Origin of the sequence: Blautia sp. MSK17_66 (assembly GCF_020538025.1) — a bacterium.
Taxonomy (GTDB): domain Bacteria; phylum Bacillota; class Clostridia; order Lachnospirales; family Lachnospiraceae; genus Blautia_A.
This window is the reverse complement of sequence record NZ_JAJBNQ010000010.1, coordinates 78,264-98,735: the sequence shown is the minus strand read 5'-3', so window position 1 is coordinate 98,735 and position 20,472 is coordinate 78,264. Positions and strand designations below refer to the sequence as shown.

At 40.5% G+C, this 20,472-nt stretch carries 21 protein-coding genes and 3 pseudogenes; 17 read left to right on the top strand and 7 right to left on the bottom strand.

Annotation, left to right across the window (positions count from 1 at the left end; genetic code table 11):
* The first annotated feature begins 150 nt into the window (after positions 1–150).
* Positions 151–1,476: an MATE family efflux transporter gene (locus LIR34_RS07145; protein ID WP_173902498.1), complete on the top strand. Its 1,326-nt coding sequence runs from the start codon at positions 151–153 to the stop codon at positions 1,474–1,476.
* Positions 1,477–1,487: 11 nt separating this feature from the next.
* Here LIR34_RS07145 and LIR34_RS07140 read toward each other — a convergent pair whose 3' ends face one another.
* The gene (locus LIR34_RS07140) at positions 1,488–1,730 is read right to left on the bottom strand and encodes a helix-turn-helix transcriptional regulator (RefSeq protein ID WP_265107715.1); all 243 of its coding nucleotides are present in this window, start codon (positions 1,728–1,730) and stop codon (positions 1,488–1,490) included.
* A gap of 49 nt (positions 1,731–1,779) precedes the next feature.
* Between LIR34_RS07140 and LIR34_RS07135 the strand changes: the two genes are divergently transcribed.
* Positions 1,780–2,373 (top strand): MBL fold metallo-hydrolase, encoded by a 594-nt coding sequence (locus tag LIR34_RS07135; RefSeq protein WP_173902500.1) that lies wholly within the window; start codon positions 1,780–1,782, stop codon positions 2,371–2,373.
* A 16-nt stretch (positions 2,374–2,389) separates the two neighbouring features.
* Here LIR34_RS07135 and LIR34_RS07130 read toward each other — a convergent pair whose 3' ends face one another.
* On the bottom strand, positions 2,390–3,292 hold the full coding sequence (locus LIR34_RS07130) for a helix-turn-helix transcriptional regulator (RefSeq protein ID WP_173902501.1): 903 nt from the start codon (positions 3,290–3,292) through the stop codon (positions 2,390–2,392).
* A 124-nt stretch (positions 3,293–3,416) separates the two neighbouring features.
* Between LIR34_RS07130 and LIR34_RS07125 the strand changes: the two genes are divergently transcribed.
* From LIR34_RS07125 to LIR34_RS07085, 9 genes and pseudogenes are all read left to right on the top strand, one after another.
* A complete protein-coding gene (locus tag LIR34_RS07125; protein WP_161284241.1) occupies positions 3,417–4,592 on the top strand; it encodes an MFS transporter in 1,176 nt (391 codons plus the stop codon).
* Between the two features lie 40 nt (positions 4,593–4,632).
* Complete coding sequence (locus tag LIR34_RS07120; RefSeq protein WP_044925941.1) at positions 4,633–4,821, top strand: hypothetical protein; 189 nt, start codon at positions 4,633–4,635, stop codon at positions 4,819–4,821.
* Between the two features lie 287 nt (positions 4,822–5,108).
* Positions 5,109–5,485 (top strand): annotated as a pseudogene (locus LIR34_RS17955) (P-type ATPase); the annotation flags it as partial.
* Positions 5,472–5,960, top strand: a pseudogene (locus tag LIR34_RS07110) (AI-2E family transporter); the annotation flags it as partial. The pseudogenes LIR34_RS17955 and LIR34_RS07110, both read left to right, overlap by 14 nt.
* A gap of 169 nt (positions 5,961–6,129) precedes the next feature.
* A complete protein-coding gene (locus LIR34_RS07105) occupies positions 6,130–6,819 on the top strand; it encodes a Crp/Fnr family transcriptional regulator (RefSeq protein WP_173902502.1) in 690 nt (229 codons plus the stop codon).
* A 2-nt stretch (positions 6,820–6,821) separates the two neighbouring features.
* Positions 6,822–7,838, top strand: coding sequence for an anaerobic sulfite reductase subunit AsrA (gene asrA, locus LIR34_RS07100; protein ID WP_330603658.1), 1,017 nt, complete (start codon positions 6,822–6,824; stop codon positions 7,836–7,838).
* A 1-nt stretch (position 7,839) separates the two neighbouring features.
* The gene (asrB, locus tag LIR34_RS07095) at positions 7,840–8,628 is read left to right on the top strand and encodes an anaerobic sulfite reductase subunit AsrB (protein ID WP_173902503.1); all 789 of its coding nucleotides are present in this window, start codon (positions 7,840–7,842) and stop codon (positions 8,626–8,628) included.
* Between the two features lie 13 nt (positions 8,629–8,641).
* Complete coding sequence (gene asrC, locus LIR34_RS07090) at positions 8,642–9,607, top strand: sulfite reductase subunit C (RefSeq protein WP_173902504.1); 966 nt, start codon at positions 8,642–8,644, stop codon at positions 9,605–9,607.
* Positions 9,608–9,690: 83 nt separating this feature from the next.
* Positions 9,691–10,164 carry a pyridoxamine 5'-phosphate oxidase family protein gene (locus LIR34_RS07085; protein WP_173902505.1) on the top strand — a complete coding sequence of 158 codons (474 nt, stop codon included), beginning with the start codon at positions 9,691–9,693 and terminating at the stop codon, positions 10,162–10,164.
* A 79-nt stretch (positions 10,165–10,243) separates the two neighbouring features.
* Here the strand turns inward: LIR34_RS07085 and hcp are convergent, their stop codons facing one another.
* Together hcp and LIR34_RS07075 are read right to left on the bottom strand one after the other, a co-directional pair.
* Positions 10,244–11,848, bottom strand: coding sequence for a hydroxylamine reductase (gene hcp / locus LIR34_RS07080; RefSeq protein WP_173902506.1), 1,605 nt, complete (start codon positions 11,846–11,848; stop codon positions 10,244–10,246).
* Between the two features lie 17 nt (positions 11,849–11,865).
* Positions 11,866–12,462: an ATP-binding protein gene (locus tag LIR34_RS07075; RefSeq protein ID WP_173902507.1), complete on the bottom strand. Its 597-nt coding sequence runs from the start codon at positions 12,460–12,462 to the stop codon at positions 11,866–11,868.
* A gap of 97 nt (positions 12,463–12,559) precedes the next feature.
* On the opposite strand from LIR34_RS07075, the gene LIR34_RS07070 reads away from it, so the two are divergent.
* The 6 genes and pseudogenes from LIR34_RS07070 to LIR34_RS07045 all read left to right on the top strand — a co-directional run bounded on the left by LIR34_RS07070 (position 12,560) and on the right by LIR34_RS07045 (position 16,783).
* On the top strand, positions 12,560–13,261 hold the full coding sequence (locus LIR34_RS07070; RefSeq protein WP_173902508.1) for a Crp/Fnr family transcriptional regulator: 702 nt from the start codon (positions 12,560–12,562) through the stop codon (positions 13,259–13,261).
* 242 nt (positions 13,262–13,503) lie between these two features.
* Positions 13,504–14,847, top strand: a complete 1,344-nt coding sequence (locus tag LIR34_RS07065; protein ID WP_173902509.1) for an MATE family efflux transporter — start codon at positions 13,504–13,506, stop codon at positions 14,845–14,847.
* Between the two features lie 83 nt (positions 14,848–14,930).
* Positions 14,931–15,362, top strand: coding sequence for a flavodoxin family protein (locus LIR34_RS07060; RefSeq protein WP_173902510.1), 432 nt, complete (start codon positions 14,931–14,933; stop codon positions 15,360–15,362).
* A gap of 25 nt (positions 15,363–15,387) precedes the next feature.
* Positions 15,388–15,510, top strand: a complete 123-nt coding sequence (locus LIR34_RS07055) for a hypothetical protein (protein ID WP_265107713.1) — start codon at positions 15,388–15,390, stop codon at positions 15,508–15,510.
* Positions 15,510–16,220, top strand: coding sequence for a hypothetical protein (locus LIR34_RS07050; RefSeq protein WP_173902511.1), 711 nt, complete (start codon positions 15,510–15,512; stop codon positions 16,218–16,220). The genes LIR34_RS07055 and LIR34_RS07050 overlap by 1 nt, the downstream gene beginning before the upstream one ends.
* A 95-nt stretch (positions 16,221–16,315) precedes the next feature.
* Positions 16,316–16,783, top strand: a pseudogene (locus LIR34_RS07045) (flavodoxin).
* Between the two features lie 146 nt (positions 16,784–16,929).
* Here LIR34_RS07045 and LIR34_RS07040 read toward each other — a convergent pair.
* The 3 genes from LIR34_RS07040 to LIR34_RS07030 all read right to left on the bottom strand — a co-directional run bounded on the left by LIR34_RS07040 (position 16,930) and on the right by LIR34_RS07030 (position 20,278).
* Positions 16,930–18,192, bottom strand: a complete 1,263-nt coding sequence (locus LIR34_RS07040) for a hypothetical protein (protein WP_173902512.1) — start codon at positions 18,190–18,192, stop codon at positions 16,930–16,932.
* Positions 18,193–18,280: 88 nt separating this feature from the next.
* Positions 18,281–18,994 carry a response regulator transcription factor gene (locus tag LIR34_RS07035; protein ID WP_173902513.1) on the bottom strand — a complete coding sequence of 238 codons (714 nt, stop codon included), beginning with the start codon at positions 18,992–18,994 and terminating at the stop codon, positions 18,281–18,283.
* On the bottom strand, positions 18,995–20,278 hold the full coding sequence (locus tag LIR34_RS07030) for a sensor histidine kinase (RefSeq protein ID WP_173902514.1): 1,284 nt from the start codon (positions 20,276–20,278) through the stop codon (positions 18,995–18,997).
* Between the last annotated feature and the right edge of the window lie 194 nt (positions 20,279–20,472).

Here is a 20,472-nt window from a genome sequence, read left to right as displayed (position 1 = left end):
CAAGGATGCCTCATTGGAAAACCAGTGGGGCATTTCATTTTTGGTAAAATAGCTAGAGGACACTTAATTAATTTTGGGGGATTTGATACATTGACTTTATCAATACAAACAGATTCTGTACTTTGAAGGGATGAGGGGAGATATAAAATAATGATCACAGATTTTACAAAAGAGCATCCTGACCGAACATTATGGAAATTCTGGCTTCCAATGATGTTCAGCGTGATGTTTCAGCAGATATACAATATTGCGGACAGTATGATCGCAGGAAAATTTGCCGGGGAGGATGCACTGGCGGCAGTAGGAGCATCCTATCCGATCACAGTTATTTTTATGGCCTTTGCAGTGGGAATGAACCTTGGCGCATCGGTAATAGTATCCAGATTATTTGGTGCAGGTGATCGAAAAGGTGTGAAGCGTGCGGTAACGACGGCATTTGCTTCGTCACTGGGACTTGCAGCAGTACTTACTGTCTGGGGATATTTTTTCTGTAGAAATATGATGGAATGGATACATACTCCGCAGAACATTATGGCAGATGGAGTTCTATATCTGAAAATCTATGTATTCGGACTGATTTTCCTGATGCTTTATAATGTATGTACTGGTGTGTTTACAGCATTGGGAGATTCCAAAACACCATTGTATTTTCTGTTGGGATCATCTGCCGGTAATATTGTCCTGGATCTGATATTTGTAGCTCAGTTTCACTGGGGCGTTGCAGGTGTTGCATGGGCCACTTTTATTGCACAGGGAATTTCAGCGGTGCTTGCACTGCTTACATTGTTTTCCAGAATTAAGGCTTTTGCGGGAGAAGAAAAACAGCCTTTTTTTGACAGCCAATATTTTAAACAGATATTTGCAATCGCAGTACCAAGTATCATGCAGCAGAGTGTCCTGAGTGTCGGAAATCTTTTTATTCAGGATATTGTAAATCGCTATGGATCGGCAGTTGTTGCAGGATATTCAGGTGCTATTAAGCTGAATACTTTTGCCATAAATATTTTTATGACGCTGGGATCGTGCCTTTCAAGCTATACCGCCCAGAATATTGGTGCTGGTAAAGCAGAAAGGATACCGTTGGGATTTCGGACTGGTTTGAAACTTTCAGCGGTGGCAGCTGTACCGTTTGTTGTTCTGTATGTTGGTTTCAGCAGACAAATGATGGGGCTGTTTCTAAATGCAGAAAGTGAAGAGGCGATCAGAGCTGGAATGGAATTTCTTCGGATTGTTGCACCCTGGTATCTTATGATCGTGGTAAAACTGATGACAGATGGAATTATCAGAGGTGCCGGCGCAATGATGTATTTTGTAGCTGCGACAGTACCTGATCTGATCATCAGAATTTTATTTGCATTGATGTTCAGCAAAAATTATGGAAGCACCGGAATCTGGATGGCATGGCCGTTTGGCTGGATTGCCGCTACAGTACTGACGCTGATTTTTTATAAAAAAGTCAGAAAGCAGTTGGAATAATTCTGCACAATCTATAACTGTTTCATGATAAAACGATAATCAGTAGGTGCCATTTGAAAATTAGTATAAAAAACCTGGTTAAAATACTTGGTAGAAGTATAGCCTACTTTTTCTGAAATGTCAGATACTTTCATAGTAGTATGGGCAAGAAGATCCTTAGCGGCTTCCATTCGACGTTCTGTGAGAAGCTGTGAAAAACCCATTGAGAGTTCTTTCTTTAGCAACCGGGAAATGTAGGAGCTATTGCGATTTATAAATTCTGCGGCATCATTTAATCCAATTTGTTTTTCATAGTTTTTATTTATGTATTCTATAACGGTATTGACGATTATTCCTGTATTTCGTGTAGTGACACAGGACAGTTCCTGGATAATGTTTTTAAAGAATATGGAAAGTGCCGGTGCTATGGCGCCTGGTAGCCCGAGTATTTCTGAAAAACTAAGAAATGATCAGAAGCCAGTATTTCATTTTATGAAAGATGGGGACATTTTTGACCTTGGAGATAAAAAGCTGGTTGTATATGAGATGACAGGACATACAGCTGGATCTGTATGTATTCTGGATGAAGAAGACAGAGTTCTGTTTTCTGGTGATAATGTAAATGATCTGGAACTGATCTGCGCTCCTGCCAGCGATCGTGAGGCTTTATTGAAGGAATGGCATGAGGCCGGAAAAAGAATTTTTGCAAGAAAAGATTCGTTTGATGTCTGTGGTGGCGGGCATTGTCTGATTCCAATTGAAAAAGCAGAAGAAACACTGATGTGTGGGGAAATGATATTATCTGGCGAATTGCAGGCAAAAGTTGAAAAAGTTCATTTTTTCCATGCACCATTTTATAAGTATAAAAACAGTCGTCTTTATAATGGCGATTTTGCAGCACTTCATTCAAAAGAATAATGAAGAACAAAGAGCATCAGGAAACTGGTGCTCTTTCTTTATTTCGATAGTCAGTGGGAGTCATCTTATATGCTTTCTTGAACGTTCGGCAAAAATGATCCACGTTGTTAAATCCGGTGTTATTAGAGATTGTGGCTATTTTTTCTTCTGTATTTATCAGAAGAAGTGCTGCTTGTTTAAGGCGATAGTTGATAAGATACTTAACCGGTGTCAGTTTAAGGTTATTCTGAAAAAGATGAAGGGCAGTACTCTTGCTGATATTTGCAGTTCTGGCAATATCCTCAAGTGTTATATTTTCCGAATAATGTGCATGAACGTATTGCATCATCAGCTGAAGCCGTGTTCTGGAAATTACAGCGCCCATGTTTTCAAATTGATCAAAAGTCAGATTTTCTAAAAGTAATATCCAGAGTTGCTGAACTGACATAGATACAATAATCTCACGGTTAAATTCTGTTTCCTGTACTGCAATTATTGTTTTTATGATTTCAAGAACTTTTTTCTGCCAGGGAATATCTGGTTGAAAAACGAGATATTCAAGAGAAGATGAAATTACAGGATTGATATATTTTTTATAAATGAGACTGTCCTGTGGTGCAATAAATGAAGGCTGAAACAGAAAATTGGGAATGATGGCATCGCTTGAGGACTGTAATCGATGGAGAATTTTGGAATTGATCATTATGCCGTTACCCTCATTAAGTTCAAAGTGAACCGTACCAATATCAAAAACCACATTTCCGCTTTCGATATATATAAATTCCAGCTCACTGTGCCAGTGCCAGTCGATGCACTTAAAATCAAACAGAGCTATATTTTCATAATAGTAGCGAAAAGGATACTCGGCGCTTCCATGATGGACGGTTTCCATTAAGTTGGCATCCGTTGTTATTTTGGTGAATTGATTTTGAAAACTCATGGCTATTAATACCTCATATAATTGAACAATGCGATATATTACAATAAAATATGAAAAAATTACAATGAAATTAGTATCTACATATTATATAATACAAACAAATATTATTCAAGGAGCATCTTACATGAAGAATTATAAAAAAACCAAATTGGCCTGTTATCTTGGATTTATAACACAGGCGATCGCTGCTAATTTCGCACCGCTTTTATATTTGAAGTTTCATGCGGAATACAATATTACACTTGGAAATATTGCACTTATTTCCACCTGTTTTTTCTTTACCCAGCTTATAGTTGATTTATTTTGTGCCAAATTTGTTGATAAAATAGGGTACAGAATCTGCATTGTAGCTTCGGAAGCCTGCTCGGCCCTGGGGCTTATAGGACTGGCTTTTCTTCCGGGAATTCTCCCGAATCCTTTTGCGGGAATTATAATAAGTGTAATTATATATGCAATAGGCAGCGGGCTTATTGAAGTGCTTTGCAGCCCGATCATTGAGGCATGTCCATTTGACAATAAAGAAGCAACTATGAGCTTGCTTCATTCTTTTTATTGCTGGGGAGCAGTAGGAACAATTCTTGTTTCAACAATTTTCTTTGCAGTATTTGGAATCGACAGCTGGAAATGGCTGGCAGTTCTGTTAGCCCTGATTCCGACAGTAAATATCTATAATTTTGCAACCTGTCCTATTGAATATCTTGTAGATGAGAACGAGGGAATGAGCATATCAGCACTTTTTAAAATACCATTATTCTGGATTGCTATTATTTTGATGGTATGTTCAGGTGCTTCTGAATTATCTATGGCACAATGGGCCTCTGCATATGCTGAGGCAGCGCTTGGCTTAAGTAAAACAATGGGAGATCTTCTGGGACCATGTTTATTTGCTGTCTCCATGGGAATCAGCAGAATACTATATGGAAAATACGGAGAAAAAGTAGATCTGTCAAAGTTCATGCTTGGTTCAGGTGCGTTATGCGTAGTATGTTATGTTCTTGCATCACTCTTTTCAAATCCTGTAGTCGGACTTACAGGATGTATCCTGTGTGGCTTTTCTGTTGGAATCATGTGGCCGGGTACATTAAGTATCTCATCTAAGAAGTTTCCGGCAGGTGGTACTGCAATGTTTGCACTTCTTGCCATGGCTGGAGATCTGGGAGGAAGCATCGGTCCTGGTATTGTTGGACGAGTAACCCAGATGGCGGGAGATAATATAAGGAGCGGCATGTTGGTCGGCCTGATCTTTCCCGTGGTAATGGTAATCGGACTCTTATTTTTTGATAAGATAAAGTCCAGATAACTTTTCAAAATTGGTCTACAGAAAAGAGATGAAAATACGAATGGAAACAAAACAAATTATTCTTGAAACAAGGACGGATGAGGATGTTATAGAAATAACACTGGCAATGATTGATCTACAAGTGCCTGTATTACATGAACCACGATATACTGATTTGGGTTATGAAAGTTGTTTTTTGTGTGGGAAAGACTTGCAAATGCGTATAATTCATAGAAAAATAATTATATAAGAACTCTTTTGAAGAATGTCTGATTTACAAGGCTTAGGAACTTCTTGACAGTGATATTGATTTGATATATGATTGTACCAAATAAAGGGGAGTAACCTACGCTTTTAAAATCTGCGTTTGTGGTATCGTCAGTACGGTGGAAACATCCGGTACCGCAAGAAAATGGTGAGACTTTTATTGCATTTTTGTTATGCAATAAAGGTTTCTTTTTTTATACATTTTTATCGAAAAGATCTTTCATTGCATAAAAATCCAATAGACATTTATGAAAAGAGGAGGCATAAGTGATGAAAGAAATTTATCAACAGACAGTAGAAGAAGTATTTGAGCGAGTGAAAGGCAATATATCAGGCCTTACGAGTGAACAGGTGAAATCTTCCAGAGAAAAATGCGGATGGAATGAACTTGCAGAAGGAAAGAAGAAAAATATCCTGCAGATTTTTTGGGAACAGTACAGACGGTAAAAGCGGAACAATCCTTACAGAGTTTAAAGAAGCTTTCTGGTCCGGAGGCAAAGGTACTGCGTGATGGATCTGCTGTTCAGATTCCAGCCAGGGAACTGGTCATTGGAGATGTGATACTGCTCGAAGCTGGAGATATGATCCCGGCGGATGGAAGATTGATTGAAAATGCAAGCCTCAAGGTTGATGAGAGTGCACTCACTATTTCTTGCCGGACAGTGTCTCGAAGCCATAATTCTGGGCTCCATGTTTGTTGTTACATTGAGTATATTAAAAATGCCATATGCGCTTTTGATTGGAATTTTGGTTGCATTTACGGCATTGATTCCTATCTTTGGAGCTTTTATTGGATGTGTAGTGGGTAGTTTTTTGATCTTCATGGTAAGTCCAAAACAAGCAGTTTTATTTATTATTATATTTTTACTCTTACAGCAGATTGAAGGTAATCTGATCTACCCGCATGTTGTTGGCGGATCTGTTGGCCTTCCGTCGATTTGGGTGCTGGCGGCAGTGACAATCGGTGGAAATCTTATGGGAATAGTAGGTATGCTCATTTTTATTCCGACTGTATCGGTGTTTTATACTATTTTTCGCGAATATGTCTATTTGCGTCTGAAAAAACAGAATATAAAACGAGTAACGCGGACAGAAGTGGAAGAATATGATAAGAGGATGTAATTGAGTGATGAAACTGGCAGAATTAAGACGTAGGGAAACTTACGTCTTTTTTTAATGTGACATACATCACGGAAAATGATAAACTTTTTAATTATAATACAAAAGGAAAGCAAGACAGAAGCAGTTTATTATCAATGACTGTAAAAGTTATGCCAGCGAGGTTGATAAAATGGGACAGATAACGATCAGAGAACTGGAGAATATGGATTTTTTTAAAGAAATACCAAAGGATATTCTGCAGAATCTGCTTAATGAAAGTAAGGTTGTTTCATATAAGAAAAAGGAAGTGATTTTTCATTCACGCAGCAGAACGAAAACAGTATATTTCGTGTATTCTGGGGAAGTGATGCTTTACAATCTGACCAAGCACGGAAATAGAAAGGTGATTTTTATCCTGGGAAAAGGACAGCTTTTAAATCAGAGTATTGTAAGCAAAAAGCCAAATGCACTTTTTTGTGAGGCTGCCTGTCCAGTGAAGGTAATAGAAATTGCAGAAGAACAATTCCTTCAGCTTATGGAGCAGAGCCATGCTTTAACAAGAGCTGTTCTGAGAGAATATGAAAGAAATCTCTGGCGAATGGGTCACCAGTTAAAAAATACGACCGGAAACATGCAGATGGAGCGAAAAATAGCTGCAAAATTATGGAAGCTAGGTCGTGATTTTGGTGTGGATACGGAAGATGGGGTGATGATAGATATTGATCTTACTATTACCCTGATGGCGGACTTAGTTGGTGCACCAAGGGAAAATGTTTCCCGTGCCTGTAAAGTTCTTACGGACAGAGGTTTGATTCGTTATGGTAATAAGAGGTTTACACTGACAGATTCTGATGGTCTTGCAGACTTTTATAAAATGTGATTATGAGAAAGGGGTATCTGATGGGAAAACGACTCAACAGTGATGAGATGCAGAAGATTTTTGAAATTCTGCAGAAATCGTACGATATCTTTGGACCGAAAATTTACCGGGGAGCAGGCTGCTTTTCAGATACAGATATAGTTCGTTATGGTTTGCTGAACAGTTGGGAAGAACTTGTCTGGAATCAGAAGTCAGATTACAGTTTTAAGGAAGTGCTGCTTCCGGTTTCGGAGACAATTCTTTATTTTACGGAAAACGAGACAAAAACCGCAGATGAAGCGGCAAGACAGCGATTGGTTTTTGTGAAAAGCTGTGATTTTCATGCTCTGAAACGTCTGGATGAGATATACATGAAAAACGGTGTAGAAGATTATTATTACAGAAGAATGCGGGAAAATACAGTTTTTGCTGTGATGGGTTGTAAAGAATCTGGAAAAAATTGTTTCTGTGTAAGTATGGGGACAAATCGTTGTGAAGAATATGATATGTATATTTTCCAGGATGAAAAGGGCTGTTATATGGAACTGAGATGCAGAGAACTGGAAGAATTATTATGGGATTATGGACAGAATGCACAGGAGAAACTGACTTTTGTGGAAAAGAATGAGATACATGTAGAGATTCCGGAGAAACTCCCAGATGCAATTCATCAGGATCCTATGTGGCAGGAATATGGCAGCCGCTGTATTGGCTGTGGCCGCTGCAATTTTGTCTGTCCGACATGTACCTGTTTTACTATGCAGGATATTTTTTATAAAGATAATCCAAAGACAGGAGAGCGGCGCCGTGTATGGGCTTCCTGTCAGGTGGATGGATATTCTGACATTGCAGGAGGACACAGCTTCCGTCAGAGCCAGGGTGAAAGAATGCGCTTTAAGGTATTACATAAAATTTCAGATTATAAGAAAAGATTTGGATACCATATGTGTGTCGGATGCGGACGTTGTGAAAATGTGTGTCCGGAATATATTTCCTATGTTGCATGTCTTCAGAAACTGAAAGAAAAGGAGGGGAAATAAGATGACAAATGAATATATTCCTTTCTTATCTAAGATAAAAGAAATTGTAAAGCATACAGAGACAGAATATACATTTCGCATGACATATGTGGGTGAAGTAAAACCAGGACAGTTTTTTGAAGTTTCTATTCCTAAATATGGTGAGGCACCGATTTCTGTCAGTGGCATAGGAGAAGATTATGTTGATCTGACAATACGTAAGGTTGGTAAGGTAACCGGAGAAATTTTTGAACTGAATGAGGAAAGCAGCTTTTTTATGCGTGGTCCTTATGGAAATGGTTTTGAAAAAGAAAATTATCAGGGAAAAGAGCTGATCGTAGTAGCAGGTGGAACAGGAGTATCTCCTGTGAGAGGCGTGATCAGTTACTTCGGTGAGCATCCGGATGAAGTAAAAAAATTACATACAATACTTGGGTTTAAATCTCCGGCAGATATTTTATTCCGTGATGATTTGAAGAACTGGGAACAGCAGATGGATTTGATTCTGACGGTGGACTCATCCGATGTCCCTTTCTATAGAACGGGGCTTGTTACAAAATATATTCCGGAACTTGAACTTGATAATATTCATGAAACTGCAGCTATTGTTGTCGGACCGCCGATTATGATGAAATTTGCAGTAGCAGAGCTTTTAAAGATGGGATTGCAGGAAGAACAAATCTGGATCTCGCAGGAACGAAAAATGTGCTGTGGACTTGGTAAATGTGGGCATTGTCGAATGAATGACACATATATTTGTCTGGATGGTCCGGTATTCTGTTATTCAGAAGGTAAAAAATTGTTTGATTAGGGAGGAAATTATAATGGATATCAATACAAAGAAACTGAAGAAAAATGCCTTCCGTGTATCAAAAGTCCGTGGGCTTACGGCTTCCAGAGTGCGTGTTCCGGGAGGCTGCTGTAATGCGGATGTCATGCAGCAGGTAGTAGATATTGCCAGAAAATATGGAAATGGCCAGATTCATCTTACCACCCGTCAGGGATTTGAAATTGAAGGAATCCATATGGAAGATATGGATAAAGTTAATGAGATGCTTCAACCGATCATTGATAATCTTCAGATCAATCAAAATGAAGCAGGTACCGGGTATCCGGCATCAGGAACCAGAAATGTCTGTGCATGTATCGGAAACAGAGTCTGTCCTTTTGGAAATTATAATACAGCAGTCTTTGCAAAGAGAATTGAAAAAGCTATATTTCCTAATGATCTTCATTTTAAAATTGCACTTACAGGTTGTGCTAATGACTGTATCAAGGCGAGAATGCATGATTTTGGAATTATTGGTATGACAGAGCCACAATATGACCCTAGCCGCTGCGTTTCCTGTGGTGCATGTGTAAAAGGCTGTGATAAGCTTTCGGTGGATGCATTAAAGATGGAAAACTACCGGATCGTGCGCAATGAGGAAAAATGTGTGGGATGTGGAGTCTGCGTGACAAAATGTCCGACCAGAGCATGGACCAGAAGTGCAAAAAAATACTATCGTCTGACACTTATGGGACGAACAGGAAAGAAAAATCCACGTCTGGGAGAAGATTTTCTGATCTGGGCAGATGAAGACACCATCATCAAAGTTATCCTGAATACCTATAAATTTGTGAAAGAATATATTGATCCAAATGCGCCTGGCGGTAAGGAACATGTGGGGTATATTATTGACCGTGTGGGTTTTGCGGAATATAAAAAATGGGCGTTGGATGGTGTAGAGATTCCACCTGAAACAGTCGTGAAAGACAATATTTACTGGAGCGGTATACATTACAGATAATTCAGGTTTGCTGCATGGATATGCTTTGAATCAATATTCCATTGTATGGGATTCGCACAAAAGAAAAGAGGAAGATCAGAAATATGAGGCAGGAAAATAGAGAAATAAAAGAGTTTAATGAAATCATAGAAGTTATGAAAAACTGTGATGTGTGCAGACTGGCACTTAACGATGATGAGTATCCATATATTTTACCATTGAATTTTGGAATGGAAATAGTTGATGGAAAAGTTAATCTGTATTTTCACAGTGCTCTTGAAGGTTATAAAGCAGACCTTATTAAAAAAGATAACAGAGCGTCATTTGAAATGGATTGCAAACATCAGCTTCAGTATTTTGAGGAAAAAGGTTACTGTACAATGGCATATGAAAGTGTGATTGGCAGAGGACGCATTAAAATTCTTGATGAAGAAGAAAAAATGGATGCACTAAAGAAACTTATGGATCATTATCATATGGGAAAAGATGCTTATTTTAATCCGGCAGCAATTTCCAGAACACTTGTATACGTTTTGGAGGTAGAAAAAATGACAGGAAAAAGAAAGAAACCGAAGTAATAGAATCACTCAATAAAGCCGATGCGGGATTTGGAAATCCAGTATCGGCTTTGTTGATTTTACAAAGGTTTTGAAAATTTTATTTATTATGGTTCATCAGCGTTTTGATGTCTTCTTCCGGTGTGGTGATCGGTGCAATACCATAATTTTCCACCAGAAAGTTCAGAATATTAGGAGACAAAAACGCCGGAAGTGAAGGACCAAGACGGATATTTTTAATGCCAAGATGCAGGAGCGTTAACAGGATGCAGACGGCTTTCTGTTCGTACCAGGAGAGAACGAAGGAAAGCGGAAGCTCATTTACGGAACATCCAAATGCATTCGCAAGTGCTACGGCAACCTGGATTGCACCGTAAGCATCATTACACTGCCCCATATCCATCAGTCGCGGCAGACCACCAATCTCTCCCAGATCGAGGTCATTGAAACGGAATTTGCCACATGCCAGGGTGAGAACGATACTGTCAGAAGGTGTCTGTTTCACGAATTCGGTGTAATAGTTTCGTCCCGGTTTAGCACCATCACAGCCGGCAACCAGGAAGAAATGGCGGATCGCACCTGATTTTACAGCTTCTACTACAGTATTTGCATGGGACAGGATAGCAGCATGACCAAAACCGGTTGTCACTTTTGTGCCGCCATTGATGCCTGTGAGTATCTGATCTTCTTTGTAACCGCCCAATTCCAGTGCTTTTTCAATAACCGGCGTAAAATCTTTCTTTTCATCGATATGAACAGCACCTGGGAAAGCAACTACTTCTGTTGTAAATACTCTGTCAGCATAACTGCTTCTTGGGGGCATCAGACAGTTGGTGGTGTAGAGAATCGGAGCCGGAAGATGATCAAACTCTTTCTGCTGATTCTGCCATGCGGTTCCGAAATTTCCTTTTAAGTGAGAGAATTTCTTTAAAAGTGGATAGGCATGGGCAGGAAGCATTTCACCATGAGTATAGATGTTGATGCCTTTCCCCTCTGTCTGTTCAAGCAAAAGCTGCAGATCTTTCAGATCATGACCGGTCACGACAATAAAAGGTCCTTTTTCTATCGTAAGTGTAACATCGGTTGGTTCTGGCGTTCCATAGGTTTCTGTATTTGCCTTATCAAGAAGTGCCATACACTTCAGGTTGATTTCTCCTACTTTCAGTACTGTAGGGAGCAGAGTCTCCGCACTTTCTTCATATCCAATCTTAAATAATGCCTCGCAGAAGAAACGATTTACTTCAGCATCTTCATAATTCAGAACACTTGCGTGATAGGCATAGGCTGCCATTCCGCGAATCCCGAAAAGAATAAGAGACTTCAAAGAACGGATATCTTCATCGGCATTCCACAGCTGCTGCATATCGTATTCGTCTGTTTTACCGCACGGTGACTGACATTTGCCGCAGTCAGGAACCAGTCTTTCTCTTTCTGCTCTGACTTTTTGTATCATATTTTTGATTGACGCATCATCAAAACTTACATTTGTAACTGTAGTAAACAGCCCTTCGATCATTACCTGCCAGGTACTTTTGGAAATAGTTTCTGCGCCATCGACAGCTCTTGCAAGACTGATCAACGCACCTGTCAGTTCATCCTGTAATTTAGCTGTATCTGCCTTTTTTCCACAGACACCGGCATTTCCTGTACAGCCGGTACATCCGACTGTCTGTTCACACTGAAAGCAAAACATTTTCTTATCCATTATTGTATTCTCCTTTTTTATTCTATAGTTTTCCCATCAATACTTATCGTTATAACCTGCCATGGGATAAATTTTTCACTATTTTGAAGTGCTTTTTTTGCTGCCATCTCCAGACCACCACAGCATGGAACTTCCATTCTTACAATTGTCACACTTTGAATGTTGTTGTTTTGAATAATCTCGGTCAGTTTCTCACTATAATCCACCTGATCTAATTTTGGACAACCAATTAAAGTTACCTTATTTCGAATAAAATCCTGATGAAAGCTTGCATATGCGTAAGCAGTACAATCAGCTGCGATTAAAAGCTTTGCACCATTAAAATATGGTGCAATGACTGGAGCCAGCTTAATCTGTACCGGCCAGTTCTGAAGTGTTTTTTTCTGTGCTTCTTTCACGGCTTCTTCATCATATTCAGGGGCTTCTCTTTCTTCAAAAGAAATGGCACCTGTGGGACATTCCGGGAGACAATCGCCTAGTCCATCACAGAAATGTTCTCTTACCAGTTCGGCTTTTCCGTTAATGATATCAATAGCACCTTCGTGACAGGCATCTGCGCAGGCACCGCAGCCGTTACATTTTTCTTTATCAATCCGGATAATCTTTCTTATCATTTTTACCTCCGTCAATAGTATTTACCTTTTGTTTCTGTTGGAATTATAGTATGATAACTACAACTTGTATGTTTGATTTCCAACAGGAGGAATGATTTTGAAAAAATATTTACCCATTCTAAGAAAAAGTCCATTTTTTAAAGGCCTTACGGATAACGAGATATTATCTATACTCCACTGTGTAGAAGCAACAATAATTTCAAAAGAACGAGCTTCTTATATTTTCAGAGCAGGAGATTCTACTGAAGTAATGGGACTTGTGGTGTCAGGCTGTGTTCTTGTTATTCAGGAAGATCTCTGGGGACATCGGAATATTCTGTCGAAATGTCATACCGGAGATTTTTTTGGAGAACCATATGCGGCAAGCCCAGGGGCTGTTCTGAATATCAGTGTGGTAGCAGATGAAGATTGTGAAATTGTTTTTCTAAATGTCCAGAGGTTGCTGGTTACTTGTTCAACTGCATGCGAGCATCATCAGAAGTTGATTCGTAACCTGGTCAGTGTCCTTGCAAATAAGATACTGATTCTGAACGATAAGATTACACATGTTGGTAAGCGAACGACAAGGGATAAACTATTGTCATATCTGTCAGCAGAATCCATCAGACATTCATCGTTATCTTTTGACATTCCTTTTGACCGGCAGCAGCTGGCGGATTATCTCTGCATAGACCGTGCGGCAATGTCTACGGAGATATCAAAGTTACAAAAAGAAGGCTTTATAAAAACAAATCGAAATCATTTTGAACTGAATGTATATAATGGCACAGACTTAAAGAATCTCCATTTTACAAGATGACAAAGGAACAGTTCCGGGAGTCGCAAATACCTGATAAATATATTGCCAAAAGTAAGCAATGACTTGATTTATTAGTTGTATCTGCATATAATTTGTTCCGTAATGTAACTTAATGCTTATGTTTCGAAGGCACAAAATAAATTCTGATGAAGGGAAGAATAGATGAAAATACGAATAGTATCTCGCTTGTTTTGTTACGAATGCTTCGGACAAAAAGCAGAAAACAGTGGAGGTTATTGATAATGTCAAAAGATGAGTATTTAATCACGGATGCGCCTCTTAAAGCGCTGACGGTTTTTGCAATGCCAATGATTCTCGGTAGCTTTTTTCAGCAAATATACAATATGGCTGACTCCATCATTGTCGGTCAATTTGTTGGTTCCTCTGCACTGGCAGCTGTCGGTGCCTGTGCAGCGTTGACCAATGTTTTTATTTGTGTGGCACTGGGAGCCGGTGTCGGAGCCGGTGTGCTTGTGAGCCGCTATTTCGGTGCCAGGGAGTACGGAAAAATGAAAACCATCGTGTCAACGTCTTTGCTTAGTTTTTTAATTTTAAGCATAGCCCTTGGTGTTTTTGGCTTTTGCTTTTCTCACTCGATGATGAGTGTTTTACAAACACCCGTTGATATACTGGATGACGCAGTGCTGTATTTGCGGGTCTATTTTGTGGGCTTTCCGTTTCTGTTTATGTATAATATTCTTTCTACCATGTTCACTTCCATTGGTGAATCAAAAATTCCACTAGGACTCCTGATATTCTCGTCAATCTTAAATATTATTATGGATCTTTGGATGGTTGCTGGCCTTGGTCTCGGTGTGTTTGGTGCAGCTCTTGCGACTCTCATAGCACAGGGGATTTCGGCAGTGTTTTCACTTTTGATTTTCCTTAGTCGGATGCGGCAATATAAAAGTCATTTTGACTGGTTTGACAGGCGGGAGTTACATGCCATGCTTCAAATTGCTGTACCTTCGATTCTTCAGCAGTCTACAGTGTCCATCGGTATGATGATCGTACAGGCAGTTGTAAATCCTTTTGGCACACAGGCACTCGCGGGGTATGCGGCGACGATGCGGGTAGAGAATGTTTTTTCATTGATTTTTGTATCCATTGGTAATGCAGTTTCGCCATATGTTTCCCAGAACCTTGGTGCAAAGAAAATTGAACGTATCAAAAAGGGGTATCACGCTGCGCTGGTGTTAGATATATGTTTTGCAGTTCTTGCTTTTATAGTCATAGAAACACTGCATACTCAAATTTCCTCGCTGTTCCTTGGTAAAGACGGAACCGCCCTGGCTTATCAGGTATCCGAGGATTATATGAGATGGCTCGGTTACTTCTTTATCTTTATGGGAATCAAAATGGCAACCGATGGAGTCCTTAGAGGTCTCGGAATCATGCGCCCGTTCCTCATTGCAAACATGGTGAACCTTGCGATTCGTCTGTCTGTTGCTTTGATTTTTGCACCGCGTTTTGGCATTGTATTTGTCTGGATTGCTGTACCAGCCGGTTGGTTTGCAAACTTTTTAATATCCTATGTGGCTCTCAGGAGATCATGGCCGACTGATAAAGTGGCGTCATCTCGATAACTTAAAGCAATTCACAAGGAGAAATTTATAATGAGTATATGATGGTATAATTTTATTGTTGAGTTGATAGAAAGGGTATCGATATGAGAAAAGCAATCGTATATGCATCTGTGCATCATGGAAATACAGGAAAATTAGTAAAAAGCATAGCAGAAGAGTGTCAGGTCGATTTGATTGATGCAGTAAAACAGTCAGATGCAGATCTGAGCAGGTATGATATGATCGGATTTGCATCAGGAATCTATTTTTCAAAGTTTCATCAGTCGATATTGAAATTTGCCGAAAAGAATTTACCAGATGACAAAAAGGTATTCCTGATCTGTACTTATGGTGGAAGTGCGAATTATAAATCCATAGAGCAGGTTTTGGATAAAAAACATGCCAGCGTAGTGGGAAAATTTGGATGCAAAGGATACGATACATTTGGTCCGTTCAAACTGGTCGGAGGTATTGCGAAGGGACATCCAGATGATAAAGATATTCAAAATGCAGTGGAATTTGTAAAAGACTTGTAAACACGTAAAGAAGAGGCACAGGAAAATGGAGGTTGCAAAACCAATCATTCGTAAAATAAAGGTAGCGTTGCAAAATATACGGAACTCTAATATCAAAGATGATAAGGGTATGGAAGAAATAAAAACATTGGGCAGGAATGTGAAATAATGCAGACAGATTACAATACTTATGAAAGTCTTCGGGCAATACTTGAGAAAGAAACACCAATTCTTATTGCGCAGATTCGTGCGTTGTACAGAGAATTAGATAAGAAATTTCATCTTCAGGGAGCAAAAGTGCCAATAACTTTTGGTTTTGACAGGGACTCATTGGGGTCTTATAATCAAAATGGACACGGGCAGAAAGAACATTTTCATTTTTCTTTGTTTTTCATAGGATATGCCGTAAATAATCCACTCAGCAAAGAAGATAGAATGGATCTTTACAAACACGAATACGCACATTATATGCGATACAATATGCCTATTCCGAAACAGTATCAGTGGCAGCCTGGAATTCACGGAAGTGCATGGAAATACTGCTGCTCATTGATAGGTGCGGCACCAACGCCCTATTATAAAGCGGGTGAGGCACTGATGAATCACAATTATGAAAAAACTCTCAGGAATCCGATTCATGACAAAACAGTCACCATACGGGATCAGCACAGAAGAGAGCAGGAATACAGAAGAACGCAGAATGTGATTATAAAATATGAAAAAGGGGAAAGCGTCAATCATCCAAAATTTGGCGAAGGAATCATAGAAAAAATAGAGCAACAAGCGTGCTCTGTGAGTCTTCATATTCGCTTTGGAGAAGAAATGAAAGTGATAGATCAGAAATGGCTTCTTCAGACAAAATACAAAAAAAGAAAATGATAACAGTAAGATAAAAAGGAATAATACATTTGTACTGCTCTAATATGGCTAAGTTCGGAATGAATCCAAAACTATTAAAAAGAAGAGAACTTCAAATCTTATACATCTGTTTTTATGCGAAATATTCATTTGAGATTGAGCCAAAAGTTCCATATACAAAGGCTGATCTTGACTGGATGGATAAAAAATCCCAAAGCAGTGTGGAAATGAGTGATAAGAAATACAGACCGGAGATTATGAAGAAAGAGATGGATATGAGTTCTTATGACGAGATTCTTTTAGGATTTCCTGTCTAGTGGTATGTAGCTCCGACAATCATCAATACATTTTTGGAAGCCTATGATTTTGGTGGTAAAAAGATCGTGCTTTTTGCAACATCCGGTGGAAGTGGATTCGGTAATACCGTAAAAGAACTGCAGCCATCCGCACCAGATGAATGGTTTTCTCATCTGGCAATTGAAGTGCCAGGAGAAGAGATATCCAATGAGTGGTGTGATCCGGTTACAGATGAAGTATATGGTCAATTGAATAACTGTTTGTCACATTCTCGTTACTTCAGATGAAGTAGAGAATCACTTCAATAAAGGAACTGCAGAACAATGAAGACTCAAGTTCTGCAGCTTTTTTTGTGTAAATATGATGTGCCTTTTGCGGAGATACAGCTATAGATTTTCCGGTCTGCAAAATAACGGCAGAGGGGCAAGGAGAATCAGGCATGGCTTCCTTTGGTCAGGGAACAGCCGTCCATCATGCGGATTCCGTTTATGGTATCCAGATAGGTGTCATACATTTCCTTCCATTCATCAGAGGCATCCTCGGAGTACTGGCTGATGGTGGACAGAAGATCGTATTTTTTGCCATCGACGGTTTCGATGCGGCCGAGATAGCCCTGCCATACACTGTCCAGAGGCTGGTCTTCACCATCGTAATATCTGGCTTCCAGGGTCAGCACAGGAACATCCTCATTGTAATAAGTCAGTTTATATCCACCATTTTCGGTTTTGGTCGTTTCATAACGGCAGAGATATTTCCAACGCTCCGGAGTAAGAACCTGAAAGTAATCCGTCATGGCCATATCCACACGCTCTGCGTAAACGAAATCTATGGATTTGATCAGCTCTGCAGCTTTTTTTTCAGCGGCTTTATCATAGGTGTCTGACGGGGTCAGGATAAAAAGTCCAAATGTATAATCGTCAGTCTGGCATACAAGAGCATCTACATTTTGTTCTTCTTCGTTGACAGCAGTTAAATATTGATATTTCGTAGCAGGATAAGATTCAAAGGTAAGGTCCTCTTGGGTGATGATCTCACCCTTTACCGGATAGTATTCTGCCAGAAAACCTTTCAGGGAAGAATCCTCCAGAGAAGAATTAGCTACTTTTAAAACAAAGGCAGTACTTTTTCCCTCATTTACGGAACGTTGCTCGAAATAACCTCCTTTTTCGGGCATGGATTCTCTGATTGTATCATCGGCAGGAAAGCCAACCCGCATATGAAGCTCGCCACGCTTTTCTGATTCAGAGGCTTCTTCTACATCTGTATCGGAAGAGGAACTGGGGGATGAAGAATCAGAATTCTGTGAGGAGGAATCAGCTTCTGAAGCGGAATATTCCTGAAGATTGCCGTAGTCATCAATATAATAGTTATCTCTGGAGCCAATATAAGTGGTTCCGGTAGCATCCTCCAGCCATACACTGCCATCCTCATAATAATAATGAGGTTCAAAATAACCGTCCTGCTCGGTCCAGCCGGCATCGTTGCCTTCCATCAGTTCACCGGAATCCGGATCAGGGGCATAATTACCTTCACCGATATATTCATCCTCGGAACCATTGCGGTACCAGTAATCTCCGTTTTCATCCTGCCAGATGTACTGCCCATCATCGGTTGGAGAGTCAGAAGCGAGGACCGGGACTGCAGATATGGAAAGAGCAATCGAGCCTGTTAAAAGAATTAAGATTTTTTTATGCATAGGCACCTCCTGATAAAAAGAACCTGTCTGTTAAGTATATTGTAACAGACAGATTCTGACATTCAGAAATGTGAAGAAAAAGAGACATTTACCGGCAGGTAAAAAGATATCCCTTACCATAAACCGAGACAATGTCATATTCATCGGTATCCTCGGCACCAATCTTGACCCGCAGGTTAAAGATATGCCGCCGTACCGTGCTGGTATCTGTTCCCGCACAGATGCCCCATACTGCTTCATAGAGCTCCTTTGCAGAAAAAATCTTCTCCTGATTTTCAGCAAGGAGACGCAGCAGGGAGAATTCGGTACGGGTAAGACCTGTGTCAGCATTATTGAGATATGCATGGCCGTCCGAAAGATCCAGCCGCAGGCTTCCAATGGTGATCTGGCGGGAAGCCTGAAATTTTTCTTTTATTTTTTCTTCTATTCGTTTCTGGCGTTCCAGAAGCATCTGGATCACGGCCAGAAATTCGTCGAAATTATAAGGCTTGGTGAGATAATAGTCGCCTCCCTGCTGAAGTCCTTCTACCTTATCTCGGATATCACTTTTTCCTGAGAGAAAAAGAACCGGGTTCATGGTTTTTTCGCGGAAGTGGCGGCAGATATCCAGGCCGTTTCCGTCCGGAAGCATAATGTCCAGGATGAGAAGATCTGGCAGCTGTTCTTCAAGCTGATGATAGACTTCGGAGACTGTCTGTGCAGTGCGGACATCGTATCCACGGCGCCGCAGCATCCGGCAGTTGGCATTCAGCACCTGTTCTTCATCCTCCACCATAAGGATAAGCGATTTCTTTTCATTCATTTATGATTCCTCCTCCGGAAGTGAGAAGAACACCTGAGTTCCCTCACCTTCTTTGCTTTTCAGCCATATTTTGCCGCTGTGGGCAGTGATGATCTGATGACAGACATAGAGGCCTATGCCGTGCCGCCAGTAATCTTTATCAGCAGAAACATAACCCTTGAGTGCGTTTTTTCGCATTTCTTCTGACATACCGGTTCCAGTGTCGGAGACGCAGATGGTCTGCCAGCCCGGTTCGCCTGTAAGGGAAATAGTGATGGTTCCGTTTCGGGTGTGACGCTCTGCATTGGAGACCAGATTGGTGATAACCTGAATCAGCCGTTCCGGGTCTGCAGAGATTTCCGGGAGGTCGGGTTGTATCGTAAGCACCATCTGATTATTCTCGGAACCTGGATGACTGCTGAAATCTTTTTCCACAGAATGTAAAAGTGCTCCCAGATCTGATGGCACAAGGGAAAGGGCCAGCCGTCCCTGCTCAATGGAAACGGTATCCATCAAATCCAGCACGATCCGGTCGATCCGCATTACTGACTGTTCAATGGTACGGAGATTTTCCTGCATAAGAGAGAAATCCAGGGGTTCTTCCTCAAGGAGCTCAGAGGTGTCCCGGGCGTGGAGGGAGATGGAACTCAGAGGATTTTTGATCTCGTGGGCAACGGTGGTCAGGAAGGTAGACTTGGCATTGTCAAGGGAGCGCAGCCGCAGGTTCTGTTCCTCCAGAAGGAGCTGCTGCTGGTTGTATTCCTTCAGATGAAAATAGAGAACAATGCCGCAGACAGTACTTACAGAGACAAATGCCAGAAGAATATCTGCCAGTCGGTCTGCTTCCGTGGCAAAAGGAGTTACAATGTGCGGAAAATGGTATGCGGCCAGACACAGTCCCATATATAGGATAATTTCTAGCAGAGAAACGATCAGAGCACGTCTTTTTTCCAGCATCAGCACGGTAAAAATAATGGCAAACACGAAGAAGGCCGGCATACCGCCATGATATCCGCCGCTGGTAAAAAACATCACCGGAAAAACAATCAGAAAAATCATGACAATGGTGATCAGATAGCAGCGCTGATATTTCCCACTGTAATAGGAATAAAGAAAAAGTCCTCCTGAGACTGCGACCAGCATAATGTTGATCAGGACATTTCCAAAGGAACCGGTTCCGAGACTGAGAAAGGCCATGATCAGGCTGATCACAGTGCCTCCTAAAGCCAGGATATTAAACAGCCGAACACGGAAATCAAGGGTGGGACTGAATAATGAGTGAAAAAAATGATGTATTTCCTGCATTGAAAAATCCTCCAGTAAAAAGAAAACAATGGGAAAGCTTCTGAAGTTACTGTAATTTTATCATAAACAGAGTAAGAAAAACAACCTGGTTATGTGAAACCGGAGGAGTCGAAAACCTGGAACAATTCTGGCAGATAAAAATCATTTCCCGGGAATTGATATTGTCAAATTCGGAGAAAACATCAGTATCATTC

Excerpts from the sequence above, each read along its gene's own strand:
- LIR34_RS07145 (WP_173902498.1), top strand. The coding sequence starts at position 151 with ATGATCACAGATTTTACAAAAGAGCATCCTGACCGAACATTATGGAAA.
- LIR34_RS07135 (WP_173902500.1), top strand. The coding sequence starts at position 1,780 with ATGTATTCTATAACGGTATTGACGATTATTCCTGTATTTCGTGTAGTG.
- LIR34_RS07130 (WP_173902501.1), bottom strand. The coding sequence starts at position 3,292 with ATGAGTTTTCAAAATCAATTCACCAAAATAACAACGGATGCCAACTTA.
- LIR34_RS07125 (WP_161284241.1), top strand. The coding sequence starts at position 3,417 with ATGAAGAATTATAAAAAAACCAAATTGGCCTGTTATCTTGGATTTATA.
- LIR34_RS07120 (WP_044925941.1), top strand. The coding sequence starts at position 4,633 with ATGGAAACAAAACAAATTATTCTTGAAACAAGGACGGATGAGGATGTT.
- LIR34_RS07105 (WP_173902502.1), top strand. The coding sequence starts at position 6,130 with ATGGGACAGATAACGATCAGAGAACTGGAGAATATGGATTTTTTTAAA.
- asrA (WP_330603658.1), top strand. The coding sequence starts at position 6,822 with ATGAGAAAGGGGTATCTGATGGGAAAACGACTCAACAGTGATGAGATG.
- asrB (WP_173902503.1), top strand. The coding sequence starts at position 7,840 with ATGACAAATGAATATATTCCTTTCTTATCTAAGATAAAAGAAATTGTA.
- asrC (WP_173902504.1), top strand. The coding sequence starts at position 8,642 with ATGGATATCAATACAAAGAAACTGAAGAAAAATGCCTTCCGTGTATCA.
- LIR34_RS07085 (WP_173902505.1), top strand. The coding sequence starts at position 9,691 with ATGAGGCAGGAAAATAGAGAAATAAAAGAGTTTAATGAAATCATAGAA.
- hcp (WP_173902506.1), bottom strand. The coding sequence starts at position 11,848 with ATGGATAAGAAAATGTTTTGCTTTCAGTGTGAACAGACAGTCGGATGT.
- LIR34_RS07075 (WP_173902507.1), bottom strand. The coding sequence starts at position 12,462 with ATGATAAGAAAGATTATCCGGATTGATAAAGAAAAATGTAACGGCTGC.
- LIR34_RS07065 (WP_173902509.1), top strand. The coding sequence starts at position 13,504 with ATGTCAAAAGATGAGTATTTAATCACGGATGCGCCTCTTAAAGCGCTG.
- LIR34_RS07060 (WP_173902510.1), top strand. The coding sequence starts at position 14,931 with ATGAGAAAAGCAATCGTATATGCATCTGTGCATCATGGAAATACAGGA.
- LIR34_RS07055 (WP_265107713.1), top strand. The coding sequence starts at position 15,388 with ATGGAGGTTGCAAAACCAATCATTCGTAAAATAAAGGTAGCGTTGCAA.
- LIR34_RS07050 (WP_173902511.1), top strand. The coding sequence starts at position 15,510 with ATGCAGACAGATTACAATACTTATGAAAGTCTTCGGGCAATACTTGAG.
- LIR34_RS07040 (WP_173902512.1), bottom strand. The coding sequence starts at position 18,192 with ATGCATAAAAAAATCTTAATTCTTTTAACAGGCTCGATTGCTCTTTCC.
- LIR34_RS07035 (WP_173902513.1), bottom strand. The coding sequence starts at position 18,994 with ATGAATGAAAAGAAATCGCTTATCCTTATGGTGGAGGATGAAGAACAG.
- LIR34_RS07030 (WP_173902514.1), bottom strand. The coding sequence starts at position 20,278 with ATGCAGGAAATACATCATTTTTTTCACTCATTATTCAGTCCCACCCTT.